Source organism: Streptomyces katrae (assembly GCF_000717655.1).
In the GTDB taxonomy this organism is placed as follows: Bacteria; Actinomycetota; Actinomycetes; order Streptomycetales; family Streptomycetaceae; genus Streptomyces; species Streptomyces katrae_B.
In genome coordinates, this window is record NZ_JNZY01000044.1 from 41695 (window position 1) to 58281 (window position 16587).

Sequence of the window (16587 nt, forward strand, 5' to 3'; positions counted from 1 at the left end):
GTCGCCTTGGCCACACCGTAACCCTCCCCGAGATGCTCCGATGCGCCGACGAGCTAGTCCGTAGCGAAGGGGGCACGTGGGCATGGCGAATCTTGGAATTCTTCGGAACTGGCGTGATGCCGAACGGGATGTCCGTCGAAGAATTTGAGCAGATCGCCAACTCCACCCCCGGCGGTGTGCTTCTCGACTGGGAGGGAGTGGTAGGGTTCGCAAGCGGCGTCCAGCACACATACGATCTCTTGCTGATTGCACTGGAGAACGACGTAACGGAATTCGATGCCGCCGCAATGGACCTCGATGACTTGCGTCGGTATCCGCTGGCGATTCAAGCGCTCGATGGCGGAGAGTGGGTCGTATCGGCGCGGTCAGGCTCAGTCGACTTGGCGAAATTTGAAGAGCTGAAGAACCGGATGGCCGTCTGACGTCTTAGCCACGCTGATGGAACGGACCCCGCCCGACGGCGCGGACCTACAGAAAACCCGGAGGCGTTGCACAACTCTCAACGAAGCCCCACCGGCATGCGCTGGTGGGGCTTCTGATTCATCAGCCTGGCGGATGTCACGCGTCCCAGAGGGTGCCGAAGGCCAGGAGCTCCTCGCGGTACTCGATGCGGCCCTCCCAGTCGCGGGGCCAGACGTCCGGGCCCAGGTGGGCGCCGGCGAAGGCGCCGGCCAGGCAGGCGATCGAGTCCGAGTCGCCCTTCGTGCAGGCCGCGCGGCGCAGGGCCGTCAGGGGGTCCTCCGGGAAGAGGAGGAAGCACTGGAGGGCAGTGGCCAGGGCCTCCTCCGCGATCCAGCCGTCGCCCGTCGTCAGGCACGGGTCCGTCTCCGGGGAGGGGGTCCGCAGGGCCGCCGTCAGGCGGTCCAGGGCTGACAGGCATTCGTCCCAGCCCCTCGCAATGAAGGACTCCGGGCTCGCGTCCGAGGCCGTGCGCGTCCACAAGTCGCCCAGCCAGCGCTCGTGGTAGTGCGTGCGGTGGTGCAGGGCGTACGAGCGGAGTTGGCCGACCAGACCCGTCACCTCCGTGCCCTGCGCGAGGAGGTACACCGCCCGGGCCGTCAGGTCGGAGGCCGCGAGCGCCGTCGGGTGGCCGTGGGTCAGGGCCGACTGGAGCTGGGCCGCGCCGGCGCGTTCCTCCTCCGTCCAGCCGGGGACCAGGCCCAACGGGACCACCCGCATGTTCGCCCCGCAGCCCTTCGAGCCGATCTGGCTCGCATCCCGCCAGTCCCGGGAGGGGTCGTTCAGCAGGTTGCACGCCCGCAGGCACGTGTTGCCGGGCGCCCTGTTGTTCTCCGGGGAGTGGTACCAGGCGACGAATTCCTCCCGGACCGGGCCCGTGAGCGGACCGGGGGCCGGGCGCCCGCCTCCCGCCGCCGTCCGGATGCCTCGCGCCAGGGCCAGCGTCATCTGGGTGTCGTCCGTGACGATCGCCGGGCGGGGCAGCTCCATCTGCCGCCACGGGCCCGTCTTCGCCAGGATCGACGGGACGTCGTTGAACTCCGTCGGGAAGCCCAGCGCGTCGCCGAGGGCGAGGCCGATCAGGGCCCCCGTCGCCGGCCGCTTCCTCGGGACCAGGGTCATTTCGCGTTTCCTTCCGTGGGACGGAGCAGGGGCGGGTGCAGGGCGGTCGCCGGGCCCGCCCGGTACAACGCGGCCGGTTTGCCGCGGCCGCCGGTCAGCCGGGCGGCCCCCGGCACGGCCTCGACGAAGCCGGGCGTCGCCAGGACCTTGCGGCGGAAGTTGGGGCGGTCCAGGGCGGTGCCCCAGACGGTCTCGTAGACGGACTGGAGCTCCCCGAGGGTGAATTCGGGCGGGCAGAACCCCGTCGCCAGGCAGGTGTACTCGAGCTTCGCGCCGACCCGGGACCGGGCGTCCGCCAGGATCAGCGCGTGGTCGAAGGCCAGGTCCTCCGCAGCCTCCCCGGCCTCCCCGGCCTCCCCCACCGGTACCCAGCGCGCCCGGTCCGCGTCGCCGCCGCCGTCCGCCGCCGGCTCCGGCATGTCCGGGACCAGGGCGGTGAAGGCCACCGAGACGACCCGCATCCGGGGATCGCGGTCCGGTTCACTGTACGTACGCAGCTGCTCCAGGTGGAGCGCGCCGACGACCGCCTCCGGCAGGCCGGTCTCCTCGGCCAGTTCCCGGCGGGCCGCCGTCTCCGCGGACTCCCTGGGCAGCAGGAAGCCGCCGGGCAGCGCCCAGGCCCCCGCGTACGGCTCCTGCCCGCGCCGGATCAGCAGGACGTGCAGCGCCCCGCCCCGCACGGTGAACACCGCCAGGTCGACCGTCACCGCGAAGGGTTCGAACGCGTGCGGGTCGTAGGCCGTCGTCATCACCGGTGCTCCGGCAAGGGGTCCGCGAACTGCCATCCCCCGGCCAGCAGTTCGTCGACCGCCGCCACGGCCGTCGCCAGCCGCACCTCGCGGTCCCCGCGCACGGTCAGGAAACGCCTGCCGGTCCGCTCGAGTTCCTCGCGGAAGCGGTCCGTCATCCACGGCCTCAGGTGCTCGCCGTCGCGCAGGCCGTCGTCCTCGAACGGCACGTCCGCGTGGTCGGTCAGCAGGTACAGGTCCCGGTGCGTCAGCGCGGCGATCTTCTCGACCTCCTCGCTGCGCCCTCCCGTGTACCGCTCGTGCCAGATGCCGGTCGCGAAGGAGTCGGTGTCGCAGATCAGCACCGGCGAACCCGTCCGGGCCGCCCGCTCCTCCTCCGCGTCCTGCCGCCGCGCGATCACCGGGAACTCCTCGGAGGTGAACGCCACGTCCTCCCAGGTCGCCGCCGGGTCCGCCGTACGCGCCGCCGCCAGCTTCTCCTCGCTGTACGCACGCCCGTACTCCGCGACCCAGCCCGTCCCGGCCCACACCCCGCCGCGCGCCCGGTAGTGGGCCGCGAGCGCCCGCGACAGGGTCGTCGTACCGGTCGACTCGGCGCCGAGTACGACGATCCGCCGGGTCAGGGCGGCCCGTACGCCCGGCCCCAGGAACTCCCAGTTCCCGACCGGGTCGGCCCGTACCGCCGTGCCGGAGACGGGGAACCGCGTCCGCCCCGGGTCCACGCAGACCTCCTCGGCCCCGAACCGCCGGGCGAGCTCGGTCCCGTACTCCTCCGAGGTGAAGACCGCGTCGACCGGCCCGGGCACCGCGCCCCGGAAGACCGCCATGTGCGCCTCCCAGACCGCCGGATCGTGCAGGTCGACCGGGATGTCGTCGACCGCCCCGACGACATCCGCCCCCGGGTGCGCCTCGCGCATCCAGGCCACCCGGTCGGCGAGCGGGACCGACTCCACCGAGGCCGCGCACACCAGCACGGTCAGCCGCTCGCACTGCTCCTGGGCGGTGCGCACGAGGTGGTGGTGTCCGGCGTGCGGCGGGTAGAACTTGCCGAGGACGAGACCGTGACCGAAGCGCCTCGCGCCGCTCATGCCGCCGCCTCCGCCGCCGTACGGCCGCCCCGCGCCGGCAGCGTGCGCCGCCAGCCGAGCAGGCCGACCACGCAGAGCGCGAGGAAGCCGACGTACAGGGCCGAGGTCAGGTACAGCCCCTTGTAGGCGTAGAGCGGGATGTACACGAGGTCGGCGGCGATCCACAGCCACCACGACTCGACGAGCTTGCGGCACTGGCCGTACGTGGCCATGAGCGAGAGCCCGGTGGTCAGCGCGTCCCAGAACGGGACGGTGGAGTCGGTGACGTGGCTCAGCAGGAGCGTCAGCCCGAGCACCCCCACCGCCCCCGCCGCGGCCAGTACGGCCCATTCGGTGCGCGTGGTGCGGCGCACCGGCAGGGCTTCTGCGGATCCTGGTCCACCCCCGTGGGTCCAGGACCACCAGCCGTACGCGGCGAGGGCGATGAAGACGATCTGGAGCCCGGCGTCGGCGTACAGGCCGGACTGGGCGAAGAGCACGATGAAGAAGACGTTGTTGGCGATGCCGATGGGCCAGTTCGCGACGTGCTGCCGGGCGACGAGCCAGACGCACAGGGCCCCGGTGGCGAACCCCAGGATTTCGGTCCAGCTCATGTCGGCCGACCCCTCCCGTTCTTTTATAGTCATAGTGACTATAAACAAGGAGGCGGGTCTCTGACAAGCGAAAAGCCCGCAGTGCCACGGGGGCACTGCGGGCTTTCGTCGCCGGGACGCGGAGGGGCTACAGACCGACCTCGCGCATGAGCATGCCGACCTCGGTGTTCGTCAGGCGGCGCAGCCAGCCGGACTTCTGGTCGCCCAGCTCGATGGGACCGAAGGAGGTCCGGACGAGCTTGTCCACGGGGAAGCCCGCCTCGGCCAGCATGCGACGGACGATGTGCTTGCGGCCCTCGTGGAGGGTCACCTCGACCATGTAGTTCTTGCCGACCTGGTCCAGGACGCGGAAGTTGTCGGCGCGGGCGTACCCGTCCTCCAGCTCGATGCCGTCCTTGAGCCGCTTGCCGATGTCGCGCGGCAGCGAGCCGGTGATGGCGGCGACGTACGTCTTCTTCACGCCGTACTTGGGGTGCGTGAGGCGGTGGGCCAGCTCACCGTGGTTGGTGAGGAGGATGATGCCCTCGGTCTCCGTGTCGAGCCGGCCGACGTGGAAGAGGCGGGTCTCGCGGTTGGTGACGTAGTCGCCGAGGCACTGGCGGCCGTCCGGGTCCTCCATCGTGGAGACGACACCGGCGGGCTTGTTCAGCGCGAAGAACAGGTACGACTGGGTGGCGACGGTCAGGCCGTCCACCTTGATCTCGTCCTTCGGCTGGACCCTCTTGCCCTGCTCCAGCACGATCTCGCCGTTGACCTCGACGCGCGCCTGCTCGATGAGTTCCTCGCACGCGCGGCGCGAGCCCATGCCGGCGCGGGCGAGCACCTTCTGCAGGCGCTCGCCTTCCTGCTCGGCGCCCGGGAAGGTCTTGGGGGTCTTGATCTCGGGCTTGTCGGCGTACCGGTCGCGCACGCGCTCCTCGATCCGCGCGTCCAGCTCGCGGGGGCGGGACTGCCCGCTGCGGCTGCCGGGGCCGCGGCGCGGGCCGCCGGCCCCGCCGATGCCGGGGGTCCTGGAGGTGCGGGGTCCGCCCTTGGCGCCGCCGCGCGCCGCGTCGCCGCGGGCACCGCCACCGCGGTTGCCGTCGCCTGCGCCGCGGGCACCGCCACCGCCGGCCTTGGCGCCGCCGCGGCTGCGCTCGCCCTCGGGGCCCACGTCGTAGCGGCGCTCCTCGGGGCGGGGGTTGCGGGGCCGCTGCGGGGCCTGGTCGCGGTCCCGGTCGCGCGGGGCGCCCGAGCCGGAGCCGGAGCCGCCGCCGTAGCCGCCACCGCCGGAGCTCCCGCCGCGGTAGCCACCGCCGCCGGAGCCGCCGCCGGAGCCGCCGCGGTAGCCGCCCCCACCGGAGGAACTGCCTCCGCGGTAGCCACCGCCGCCGGAGGAGGAGCCGCCGCGGGAGTTACCGCGCCCGCCACCACCGCCGCCGCCGCTGTTCCTGTTGCCGCCACCGTTGCCGTTGCCGCTGCTTCGCATCAAAGTTCCGTCGTCTTGTCGTCTTCATCGGTATCCGGTGCATCCGGATCGAACGACGGAACACCCTCTTGCGTCTCGGCTTCGATCGCGTCCGCCTCGGGGAGGAAGGGCGCGAGCTCCGGGAGCTCGTCCAGGCCGCGCAGGCCCATCCGCTCCAGAAAGTAGTTCGTCGTCCTGTACAGGATCGCACCTGTTTCGGGTTCCGTGCCCGCCTCGGCCACCAGACCGCGCTGGAGCAGGGTCCGCATGACCCCGTCGCAGTTCACTCCGCGGACCGCCGAGACCCGCGAACGGCTCACCGGCTGGCGGTACGCGACGACCGCCAGGGTCTCCAGCGCGGCCTGGGTCAGCCGGGCCTGCTGGCCGTCCAGTACGAAGCGCTCGACGGCGTCGGAGTACTCCGCCCGGGTGTAGAAACGCCAGCCGCCGGCGACGAGCCGCAGCTCGAAGCCGCGCCCCTGGACGGTGTACTCGTCGGCCAGCTCGCGCAGGGCTTCAGCGACCTCGCGCGGGGTGCGGTCCAGCACCTTGGCGAGGTGCGCCTCGGTCGCGGGCTCGTCCACGACCATGAGGACGGCCTCCAGGGCGGGCTTCAGGGCGGGCTTCAGGGCGGGCCCGGCCACGTCGCTCATTCCTTGACCTCCACGATCTGATCGAACTCGTCGGTGACCGTCGGCATCCCGTCGCCGTCCCCGCCGCTCCAGCGGACGGTGAGCGTCCGCAGGGCCTCCTCCTGGTCGAGGACCACTGCCTTCTCGCGGTAGAGCTCGAGGAGGGCCAGGAAGCGCGCGACCACGGTGAGCGTGTCGTCGGCGTCCTCGGTGAGCTCCTGGAAGGTGGCCTCGCCGCGCGCCTTGAGCAGCGCGACCACGACCGCGGCCTGCTCGCGCACGCTGACGAGCGGGGCGTGGATGTGGTCGACGTAGACCTGGGGCTCGGCCCTGGGCTGCATGGCCTTGACCGCCAGCCGGGCGAACCCCTCGGCGCCGATGCTGATGACGACCTCGGGGAGGAGCTCCGCGTGGTGGTCCTCGAGGCCGACGGTACGGGGGTAGCGGCGGCCCTCGGCCCCGGCCCGCTGCTCGAAGATCTCTGCGATCTGCTTGTACGCGCGGTACTGGAGCAGGCGGGCGAAGAGCAGGTCGCGGGCTTCGAGCAGGGCGAGGTCGGCCTCGTCCTCGACCTCGGCGGCGGGCAGCAGGCGTGCGGCCTTCAGGTCGAGCAGGGTGGCGGCGACCACGAGGAACTCGGTGGTCTGGTCGAGGTCCCAGTCGGGGCCCATGGCGCGGATGTGCGCCATGAACTCGTCGGTGACCTTGGACAGGGCGACCTCGGTGACGTCGAGCTTGTGCCGGGAGATCAGCTGGAGCAGCAGATCGAAGGGCCCCTCGAAGTTGGCGAGCCGCAGCGTGAACCGCCCGTCGGTGCCCACGGACGCTCCCGCTCCGCCCTCCACGGGCTCCTGCGGGGCCCCTGCGGGCGCGTCAGCGGTCGCAGGGGGCCGGACGGGCTCCTCGCCCGGCCCGTCGGCCACGGACCCCTCAGGGGCCACAGGGGCGTCTCGCGGCTCGGGCTCGGCCCGGGCACCCGGCCCGCGACCCAGACTGCGGCGGGTGGGGCGGCCGGGATCGGCGGGAAGGGGCATCACGGTCCAAGGCGGTACGGAGGGGGTCTGCGGCCACCCCCAAGGCTGCCACGCTCCCCCCACCCCCCCTCCCCCGGACCCGCCCGGGGAGCGGAAGCCGCGGGGGCGGGACGCGCACCGCGTCGGGGAGGACGGGGCGGCGGCTGGGCGGCCGGGGCACGGAATCGGGCGCGAGTACGGGTGGAAGCCACGGGGGCGGGAGCACGAAATCCCCACCGGGATGCAGTGAAAGCAGGCCCGGCGGCCCGCCCTCCCCGCCTTCCGACCGCTCGTCACGGGCCCTCCTGCCGACTGGGGCACCGGTCACCACGGCTGAGTGGGCCCTGCGGCTGCCAGAGCACCGTACGTCGACATCAATCACGGTCACGACGAGCCGGAGGTGCGGCCGGCCCGTACGCGGAACCGCATGCCGACCGGAGCACCGGTCACGGCGGGAGGGAGGAGGGAAGAGACGTCGGCCACGGTCACGACCGACGGACGGCACCCAGGGCTCGGGATGGTGCGGGTACGTGGGACGGGACGACGGTGGGGGCGTCCTGAGGTGCGGGAAAGACGGGCCGCAGGCCGCATCAGACATCAGGCCCGGCGGGCGGGGGCGGCTGCGGGCCTGCTTGCGGGGGATACCCCGCACCCCACCGGCACGGCCCCGCAGAAAACACCGCGATCACCACCGGGCAACATCGCCGGCCGCCGCCCCGGCAACGCCCGGCGCCCGGCCGGCCCACCGGTCAGCCGGCAGGCGCAGGCGGCAGGCGGCAGGCGGTCCACCGGACGGTCAGACGGCACGCGGCAGCCGGCAGGCGGCAGGCGCAGGCGGCAGGCAGTCCACCGGACGGTCGGACGACAGGCGGCAGCTGGCAGGCGTCAGACGGCAGACGGCAGACGGCAGACGGCAGTCGGCCCACCGGCCCACCGCTCAACCGCTCAGCGCCCGCGGAGTCTGCGGACCAGGATGCTCGCGTCGCCGCGGGACTCCAGGTCCGCCAGGACGACCGCCACCGCCTCGCGGACGATGCGGCCGCGGTCCACCGCCAGGCCGTGCTCCCCGCGGAGCACCAGCCGCGCGTGCTCCAGGTCCATGAGCTCCTCGGCGGAGACGTAGACCGTGATCTTCTCGTCGTGCCGTTCACGCCCGCTGGGCCGACGGTTCGCCCCGCGGCCCTGGCCCTTGCCCCGCCGGGGTTCCGGACTGACAGAACCTTCCTGCGGGCGCCGGGGTGCAGCCACCACCGGCTCCGTACCGGCCGCGGCCTCCCGGCTGCGGCCCTCCCCCGCCGTGCCCTCCGCCGAAGCCGCCGCGTGCTCCCCGGCGGGCGTCTCCTCCGGGCCCCGCCTCGGAGAGGACGACTGCAGCGCCATCCCCCCGGTCGTACGGAACAGTTCGTCGGCTCCGGGCAGACTCACTCGGCGTGACACCGGGCGAGCACCTCCCTGGCCAGTTGGCGATAGGCGGCGGCCCCGACGGAGTTGGAGGCGTACGTGGTGATCGGCTCGCCGGCGACCGTGGTCTCCGGGAAGCGCACCGTCCGGCCGATCACCGTGTGGTAGACGTGGTCGTCGAAGGCCTCGACGACGCGCGCCAGCACCTCACGGCTGTGCACCGTACGGGAGTCGTACATCGTGGCGAGGATGCCGTCGAGCTCCAGCTCGGGGTTGAGCCGCTCCTGCACCTTCTCGATGGTCTCGGTCAGCAGCGCCACGCCGCGCAGCGCGAAGAACTCGCACTCCAGCGGCACGATGACCTTGTGAGCCGCCGTCAGGGCGTTCACGGTCAGCAGGCCGAGCGAGGGCTGACAGTCGATCACGATGTAGTCGTAGTCGGCCATCAGGGGCTTCAGCGCCCGCTGCAGCGTCGACTCTCTCGCGACCTCGCTGACCAGCTGCACCTCGGCAGCGGACAGGTCGATGTTGCTCGGCAGCAGGTCCATGTTGGGGACCGCCGTCTTGAGCAGCACCTCGTCGGCCGACATGCCCCGCTCCATGAGCAGGTTGTAGACCGTCAGGTCGAGTTCCATCGGGTTCACGCCGAGGCCCACGGACAGCGCGCCCTGCGGGTCGAAGTCCACGAGCAGCACGCGGCGCCCGTACTCGGCGAGTGCGGCGCCCAGGTTGATGGTCGACGTGGTCTTGCCCACGCCGCCCTTCTGGTTGCACATCGCGATGATCTTCGCCGGACCGTGGTCGGTCAGCGGACCCGGGATCGGGAAGTACGGCAGCGGCCGTCCGGTCGGGCCGATCCGCTCACGGCGCTGGCGGGCAGCGTCGGGGGCGAGGGTGGCCGCGTACTCGGGGTCGGGCTCGTACTCCGCGTCCGGGTCGTAGAAGTGCCCCTCGGGCACATTTTCGTAGTCGGCGAAACCCGCGGGCTTTTCGCCGCTCGGGTCGCCGGCCCTGGAGTTCACGTCTAGGCCGTCCATGCTCTTTTGGGGCGTCGTCATGTGCTGGTGGTTTGCGAAGGTGCGGACCGCGACGGAGCCGACCTCTTCGAGTCCGGCGGGTCCTTGGCCCCGGTCCGGGGGTACCTCCGCGCCTGCAGGACGCTGGGGGCGCGTCCCTGCTCGACCACCTCCGGGAGCAAATGTCGACTCATTCACAAGTCGTCTTACCTCCTCGGACGTGACCAGGACACTTATCGATAGGTCAGCGTGGCACCATGCCGACGGTTGGCGACTCTATGGCGTGTCACCACTCAGCGGCAACACAATCCGTCGGACCGGCAACGATGTGTCGGCAACCGAACACCACTCTGTCAAGGGCGTCCGGGCTGTCGCTGCGAAGTTTCGCGGGTGCGCGAAAGGGTTAAAGGGTTACGTTCGAGGCGAGTTGAACCGGGCCCGTTCGCCCCTCGCAAACGCGTCCGGCCGGACCTTGCGGGCAAGGTCCGGCCGGATACGTGAGATTGACGTCAGTCGTTGACGGGGTCCGACCGATCAGCCGAGCAGCGTGCTCAGCTCGAGGGTCGGCAGGCCGTGGGCCTCGGCGACCGGACCGTAAACGACCTGGCCGTCATGGGTGTTGAGGCCCAGCGCGAGGGCGGGGTCACGACGCAGCGCCTCGACCCAGCCGAGGTTCGCGAGTTGCACGATGTAGGGCAGCGTGGCGTTGGTCAGCGCGTAGGTGGAGGTGTTCGGCACCGCGCCCGGCATGTTGGCGACGCAGTAGAAGACCGAGTTGTGGACCTGGAAGGTCGGCTCGGCGTGGGTGGTCGGACGGGAGTCCTCGAAGCAGCCGCCCTGGTCGATCGCAATGTCGACAAGGACACTTCCGGGCTTCATCTTGGCGACGAGCTCGTTGGTGACCAGCTTCGGGGCCTTCGCACCCGGGATCAACACCGCACCGATGACGAGGTCGGCCTCGATGACGGCCTTCTCCAGCTCGTAGGCGTTGGAGACGATCGTCTTGATCTTCGTGCCGAAGATCTTGTCGGCCTCGCGCAGCTTGTTGATGTCGCGGTCCAGCAGGGTCACGTGGAAGCCCATGCCGATGGCGATCTGCGCGGCGTTCCAGCCGGAGACGCCGCCGCCGATGACCACGCACTCGCCGGCGTGGGTGCCGGGGACACCACCGGGGAGCACGCCGCGGCCGCCGGCCGAGCGCATCAGGTGGTAGGCGCCGACCTGCGGGGCCAGGCGGCCCGCGACCTCGGACATCGGGGCGAGCAGCGGCAGCGCGCGGTTGGCGAGCTCGACCGTCTCGTACGCGATGGCGGTGGTGCCGGACTCCAGGAGGGCGTCCGTGCACTCGCGGGAGGCCGCGAGGTGCAGGTAGGTGAAGAGGGTCTGGTCCTTGCGGAGGCGGTGGTACTCCTCGGCGATGGGCTCCTTGACCTTCAGCAGCAGGTCGGCGGTGGCCCAGACCTCGTCGGCGGTGCCGAGGATCTCGGCGCCGGCGGCGACGTACTCCGCGTCCGTGATCGAGGAGCCGACACCGGCGTTCTGCTCGATGAAGACCTGGTGGCCGTTACGGACCAGCTCATGCACGCCGGCGGGCGTGATGGCGACCCGGAACTCGTTGTTCTTGACCTCGCGGGGGATGCCGACCTTCATCGTCGATCACGGTCCTTGGCTCAGGGGATTTTCGGGGCACTTCCATACATACCCGCCCACAAGAACGCGCAACGGGATGCACCACGGGATGTCGTGGTGAAGCCAGTCTAATGAAGGACGACGCGCTGTCTAGCCTTGCAAACCATTAATCTCAGTCGGAACCACTACGGATTTCGCAGGCTGCGGGGTCGTCACCCAGCAATCTGTCGGCCGCGGAGCGGTGCAGCCTTGCAGCGGCCGGGTCGCCCAGCCGGTCGAGGGTGTCGGCGAGGCGCACCTGGAGCGCGGCCTGAAGCCGCAGGTCTCCGGCCCGGCGCGCGAGCTCCACCGCCTCGCGGCAGGTGTGCAGCGATTCCTCGGGCCGTCCGGCGTACTCCTGGATTCGCGCCATCTCGCTCAACGCCTTTGCCTGGCCCGGCACATCGGCCAGTTTCCGGTACCCCGCGGCGGCGGTCCGCCAACTGCGCAGCGCGTCGCCGTAGCGGCCCGCGTACGTGTGCACGTTGCCGAGCCGTCCGTACAGCCGGGCCTCGTCCGCCCGCTCCCCGCGCGCGAGCGCCTGGGCGAGGGCCCGGCCGAACCAGTCGGCGGCCCGGTGCCAGTCCGCGAGCTCCTGGTAGGCACCGCCTACGGATTCCATCGCGCGGCCGGTCGCGTACGGGTCGTTCGCCGCCCGTCCCGCGCCCAGCGCGGCCCGGTACCGCTCGAGCGCCTCGTGGGTGCGGCCGGTCTCGGCGTCCAGATCGGCCAGGTTCAGCAGGGCCGCGGCCTGCTCCCGGTGCAGGTTGCGGCGCTCGGCCACGTCCAGGACCAGCCGGTGCAGCCCGTACAGCTCGGGGGCGGCCGCGGCCGTGCCGCGGTGCTCCGCGAGGGCTCGTACGAGGGCTGCGACCAGCCGGCGCGCCAGGGTGTCCAGCCCGCCGTCGGCCACCGCGAGGGAGGCGGCCGCGGACAGCGCGGGCAGCCGGGTGTCGAGCCAGGTGGCGGCGGCCCGCCGGTCGGGGAACCGCAGGGCGCGCGGCAGCCCGTCCAGCTTCTCGCGCACGTCCGCGCCGCCCGCCCCGTCCGCCCCGTCCTCATCGGGTTCGGCCATGACGCGGCAGGAGTGCAGCAGGCGTACGGTGCGCTCCAGCATCCGGGCCCGGGCCAGCTGGACCTCGGCCGCCCGCTCCTTGGTCTCCAGCAGGGCCTGGAGCAGCGGGGCCAGGCAGCCGGGCAGGAGGAACAGCCCGTTGGCCGCATGACGGACGAGGCCCAGCCCGGCGAAGTCCTCCAGGGTGGACTGGGCGGCGGCCACGGAGCAGCCGGCGAGGGCGGAGGCGGTGTGCGAGTCGACGATGCCGGCGGGGGCGAGCGGCAGCAACCGGAGGGTGCGCTGGGCGGGCTGCGGCAGGGACTCGTAGACGAGGCGGAAGCCGCGTCCGAGCGGGCCGCTGGTGCCGGGGGGCATGTCGTGGAGCTGCTTGGCCACGTCGGCGACGGCGGCCTTGGGGTGCGCGGCGAGCCAGCCGCCGACCAGCGCCAGCGCTGCGGGCTGGCCCCCGCACTCCTCGGCGAGGGCCTCGGCGGCGCAGGGGTCGACGGTGATCCGGGTGTCCCCGATGCGCTGCGCGAGCATCTGGACGCCGGAGGGGGTGTCCAGCCCGCCGAGGGTGCAGGGGCGGACATCCGGAATGCCGGTGAGGGGCCCTTCGGCGGTGATGACGACGAGACACTCGGGGGTGTCCGGCAGCAGGGCGTCGACTTGGTACGGGTCGGCGGCGTCGTCGACGAGCAGGATCGCCTTGCGGTGGGTGAGGGCAGCGCGCAGGGCGGAGCTGAGCTCGTCCTCGGCGGCGCCGGGGGGTGTGGCCTCGCCCAGCCCCTCCAACAGGGTCCGGATCGCCCGCTCGGTGGCGACGGTCTCCCCGCCGGGGGCGGTGAGGCGCACCTTGATCACCCCGTCGGGGTAGTCCTGGGCGACCTCGCGGACGAACGCCTCGGCGAGGGCGGTGCGACCTGACCCCGGCCGGCCGGCGATGAGCAGCACGCGCGCCCTGGGTGCCTTGGCCTTGCGGCCCGAGAGGGTGTCGAGCCCGGTCCGTGCGATGTCCTCGCGCAGCTCCTTGAGCTCACGCCGCCGCCCGACGAAATCCGTCACGGATCCGCTCCTCTCCCTGCCTTCGGGTTGCGAGCGTAGTTCACGCAGAGCGACGACCCGTGTGGAGCGCGGCGGACACATCGCCCAATCGGATCAACAGATGGTCACACCACGCCGCCGACCGACCGCCCCGCTCACACGGGCCCGCCGTCACACCACCCGCTCGCCTGCACCGCCACCCGGCCGTCTGCCCGGCGTCGCAACCGCTGCTGCGCTTGCGCTCGTACCCCGGCGGCTGCCCGGCATCGCGAGCGGCGCCGGGCTACGCCCGTACGCGGCGTTACGGTTTCCGCTGCGCGGGGGCTGTCCCCTACCCGCCCTTCCACCTCCCCCAGACTCCGTCCGGGGGGACCCCCACCCGGGCTCCGCCCCGGACCCGGTCCTCAAACGCGGACGGGCTGGAAATGCCGCTGCGCGGCACCATCCAGCCCCGGCGACCACTCAGCCCCGTCGATATTCAGCCGGGTCCGGGCCGGAGCCGCGCGAGACCGGGCCCCGCCCAGCCCCCGGCTGCGGCAGCCGCGTAGGGACAGCGGTCCCGCGCGGGTTACGCCTCGTAGGGGCGGGCCGGCCAGGGGGTCTGGGGCGGGCGGAGGGCGTCCAGGCCGCCCGGGGCGGCGAGCGCGGCGGACAGGGCCAGGGCCCCCGTCACCAGGCCGGGGTTGCCCAGCCGGCCCGACAGGATCCCCTGCACCAGATCCGCCAGCGGGACGCGGGCGATCTCCATGTCCGCCTCCTCCTCCGAGACCTGGTGCCGCTCCCCCTCCGCCTCGGAGAGGCCCCGCGCCAGGAAGATCCGGATCGCCTCGTCCGACCCGCCGGGGGACGCGAAGAAGTCCGCGAGCACCCGCCAGTCCTCCGCCTTGACGTGGGCCTCCTCGTACAGCTCCCGCTGGGCCGCGTGCAGCGGGTTCTCACCGGGTACGTCGAGCAGCCCGGCCGGGAGCTCCCACAGCTTGTGCCGTACGGGGTGCCGGTACTGGCGCAGGACCAGTACGCCGCCCTCGTCGTCCAGTGCCAGCACGCACACCGATCCGGGGTGCACCTGGTAGTCCCGGCGCACCACCGACCCGTCCGGCATGCTCACCTGCTCCGAGCGGACCGACGTCTTCGCGCCCTCGAACGGGGTCCGTGAGGCGATGACCTGCCACGTCTCCCCGTTGTCCGCGATATCCATGGCCATGATCCGTACCCCGTGCCTTTCCGAAAACGCGACAGCCGGGGCAAGAGCCTTGCCCCGGCTGTCTACGTTATGCGGTCAGGCCGTCACTTGGCCGCCTGCTGGCGCTCCACCGCCGCCTTGACCAGGCCCGCGAACAGCGGGTGCGGCCGCGTCGGGCGCGAGCGCAGCTCCGGGTGGGCCTGGGTGGCCACCAGGTAGGGGTGCACCTCGCGCGGGTACTCCACGTACTCGACGAGCTTGTTGTCCGGGGAGGTGCCGGAGAAGACGATGCCCGCCTTCTTCTCCAGCTCGCCGCGGTACGCGTTGTTGACCTCGTAGCGGTGGCGGTGGCGCTCGTCGACGTACGCCTGGTCGCCGTAGACCTCGCGCACGATCGAACCCTCGGCGAGCTTCGCCGGGTACATGCCCAGGCGCATCGTTCCGCCCAGGTCGCCCGCGCCCTCGACGAAGGCCAGCTGCTCCTCCATCGTGGAGATCACCGGGTGCGGGGTGGAGGCGTCGAACTCGGTGGAGTTCGCGTCCTCGATGCCCGCGAGGTTGCGCGCGGCCTCGATGACCACGCACTGCAGACCCAGGCACAGGCCGAGCAGCGGGATCTTGTTCTCGCGGGCGTAGGTGATGGCACCGACCTTGCCGTTGACACCGCGGTCGCCAAAGCCGCCGGGCACGCAGATCGCGTCCACGTCGCCGAGCTGCGCCGCGGCACCGGCCGGGGTCTTGCAGTCGTCGGAGGCGACCCACTTGATCTGGACGCGGGCCTTGTTGGCGAAACCGCCGGCGCGCAGCGCCTCGGTCACCGACAGGTACGCGTCGGGCAGGTCGATGTACTTGCCGACGAGCGCGACCTTGACCTCGTGGTCGGGGTTGTGGACGCGGTCCAGCAGGTCCTCCCAGACCGTCCAGTCCACGTCGCGGAACGGCAGGTCGAGCTTGCGCACGACGTACGCGTCGAGGCCCTCGGTGTGCAGGACCTTCGGGATGTCGTAGATCGACTTGGCGTCGATCGCCGCGACGACGGCCGCCTCGTCCACGTCGCACATCAGCGAGATCTTGCGCTTGATGGAGGTGGGGACGTCGCGGTCGGCGCGCAGCACGATCGCGTCGGGCTGGATGCCGATGTTGCGCAGGGCCGCGACCGAGTGCTGGGTCGGCTTGGTCTTCAGCTCACCGGAGGGGCCGATGTAGGGCAGCAGCGAGATGTGCACGACGAAGACGTTGTCGCGGCCGACCTCGTGGCGGACCTGGCGGACGGTCTCCAGGAAGGGCAGCGACTCGATGTCGCCGACGGTCCCGCCGACTTCGGTGATGACGACGTCGACGTCCTCGGTCGCCATGCGCCGGATGCGGTGCTTGATCTCGTTGGTGATGTGCGGGATGACCTGCACGGTGTCACCGAGGTACTCGCCGCGCCGCTCCTTGGCGATGACCTGGGAGTAGACCTGGCCGGTGGTGACGTTGGCCGAGCCGTCGAGGTCGACGTCGAGGAAGCGCTCGTAGTGGCCGATGTCCAGGTCGGTTTCGGCGCCGTCGTTGGTGACGAACACCTCGCCGTGCTGGAACGGGTTCATCGTGCCCGGGTCGACGTTCAGGTACGGGTCGAGCTTCTGCATCGTGACCCGCAGGCCGCGCGCCTTGAGCAGCGCACCCAGGCTGGAGGCCGTCAGGCCCTTGCCGAGGGACGAAGCGACACCCCCGGTGACGAAGATGTGCTTGGTCGTCATGGCTGTGCTGTTTCGAAAAGCAGCGGGCGGCGTCGCCAAGAGGGGGCTCCCGTGGTCGCGAAGTGAAGGTGCGTCCGGCGCCGGCCACCATCGAACCGGAGGCTCTCAGGGGGCGCCGAAGCTGCGGTTTCGGGGCTCCTGATTCGCACAGGCAGACCACCGGTCCACGGGGTACCAGCCTATCAGCGCCCGGGCCCGTCCGCCTCCGGCCACGCGCCGCTACGGGTGCTCGACCGAGCGCCACCGCCCGGCCCGCGGCGGGTCACACCGCCGTTCGCGCTGGTCACCCGTCGGGTCACCCGTTTGGTCGAGTCACATTGCCCCCCGGCTTCAGGAGATCACTAGGGTGCCGTCATATCCTGCTCGGATATCG

At 71.9% G+C, this 16587-nt stretch carries 14 protein-coding genes; 1 reads left to right on the plus strand and 13 read right to left on the minus strand.

From position 1 onward, the window contains the following. Positions 1–128 precede the first annotated feature (128 nt). Positions 129–422 carry a hypothetical protein gene (locus IF09_RS0134130; RefSeq protein WP_158710131.1) on the plus strand — a complete coding sequence of 98 codons (294 nt, stop codon included), beginning with the start codon at positions 129–131 and terminating at the stop codon, positions 420–422. A gap of 136 nt (positions 423–558) precedes the next feature. Here the strand turns inward: IF09_RS0134130 and IF09_RS0134135 are convergent, their stop codons facing one another. From IF09_RS0134135 to IF09_RS0134195, 13 genes are all read right to left on the minus strand, one after another. Continuing rightward, on the minus strand, positions 559–1581 hold the full coding sequence (locus IF09_RS0134135; protein WP_030302527.1) for an ADP-ribosylglycohydrolase family protein: 1023 nt from the start codon (positions 1579–1581) through the stop codon (positions 559–561). Then, positions 1578–2330: an NUDIX hydrolase gene (locus tag IF09_RS0134140; protein WP_030302529.1), complete on the minus strand. Its 753-nt coding sequence runs from the start codon at positions 2328–2330 to the stop codon at positions 1578–1580. The genes IF09_RS0134135 and IF09_RS0134140 overlap by 4 nt, the downstream gene beginning before the upstream one ends. Then, positions 2330–3418 carry an AAA family ATPase gene (locus IF09_RS0134145; protein ID WP_030302531.1) on the minus strand — a complete coding sequence of 363 codons (1089 nt, stop codon included), beginning with the start codon at positions 3416–3418 and terminating at the stop codon, positions 2330–2332. Before IF09_RS0134145 ends, IF09_RS0134140 begins: the two co-directional genes overlap by 1 nt. After that, the gene (gene pnuC, locus IF09_RS0134150; RefSeq protein ID WP_418953091.1) at positions 3415–4011 is read right to left on the minus strand and encodes a nicotinamide riboside transporter PnuC; all 597 of its coding nucleotides are present in this window, start codon (positions 4009–4011) and stop codon (positions 3415–3417) included. Before pnuC ends, IF09_RS0134145 begins: the two co-directional genes overlap by 4 nt. 127 nt (positions 4012–4138) lie before the next feature. Then, positions 4139–5479, minus strand: coding sequence for a pseudouridine synthase (locus IF09_RS0134155; protein WP_030302535.1), 1341 nt, complete (start codon positions 5477–5479; stop codon positions 4139–4141). Further along, positions 5479–6111: an SMC-Scp complex subunit ScpB gene (scpB, locus tag IF09_RS0134160; protein WP_037636803.1), complete on the minus strand. Its 633-nt coding sequence runs from the start codon at positions 6109–6111 to the stop codon at positions 5479–5481. Before scpB ends, IF09_RS0134155 begins: the two co-directional genes overlap by 1 nt. Then, complete coding sequence (locus IF09_RS41080; RefSeq protein WP_030302539.1) at positions 6108–7124, minus strand: segregation and condensation protein A; 1017 nt, start codon at positions 7122–7124, stop codon at positions 6108–6110. The genes scpB and IF09_RS41080 overlap by 4 nt, the downstream gene beginning before the upstream one ends. Positions 7125–8048: 924 nt before the next feature. Next, complete coding sequence (locus IF09_RS0134170) at positions 8049–8540, minus strand: hypothetical protein (protein ID WP_078613628.1); 492 nt, start codon at positions 8538–8540, stop codon at positions 8049–8051. Next, entirely contained in the window at positions 8525–9562 is a 1038-nt protein-coding gene (locus IF09_RS46565; protein WP_234321255.1) for a ParA family protein, read from the minus strand. Before IF09_RS46565 ends, IF09_RS0134170 begins: the two co-directional genes overlap by 16 nt. A 492-nt stretch (positions 9563–10054) precedes the next feature. Then, positions 10055–11170 (minus strand): alanine dehydrogenase, encoded by a 1116-nt coding sequence (gene ald, locus IF09_RS0134180; protein ID WP_030302544.1) that lies wholly within the window; start codon positions 11168–11170, stop codon positions 10055–10057. Positions 11171–11321: 151 nt separating this feature from the next. Next, positions 11322–13391: an AAA family ATPase gene (locus IF09_RS0134185; protein ID WP_078613630.1), complete on the minus strand. Its 2070-nt coding sequence runs from the start codon at positions 13389–13391 to the stop codon at positions 11322–11324. A 466-nt stretch (positions 13392–13857) separates the two neighbouring features. Then, on the minus strand, positions 13858–14487 hold the full coding sequence (locus tag IF09_RS0134190; protein ID WP_030302547.1) for an NUDIX domain-containing protein: 630 nt from the start codon (positions 14485–14487) through the stop codon (positions 13858–13860). An 89-nt stretch (positions 14488–14576) separates the two neighbouring features. Further along, complete coding sequence (locus tag IF09_RS0134195; RefSeq protein WP_030302549.1) at positions 14577–16214, minus strand: CTP synthase; 1638 nt, start codon at positions 16212–16214, stop codon at positions 14577–14579. Between the last annotated feature and the right edge of the window lie 373 nt (positions 16215–16587).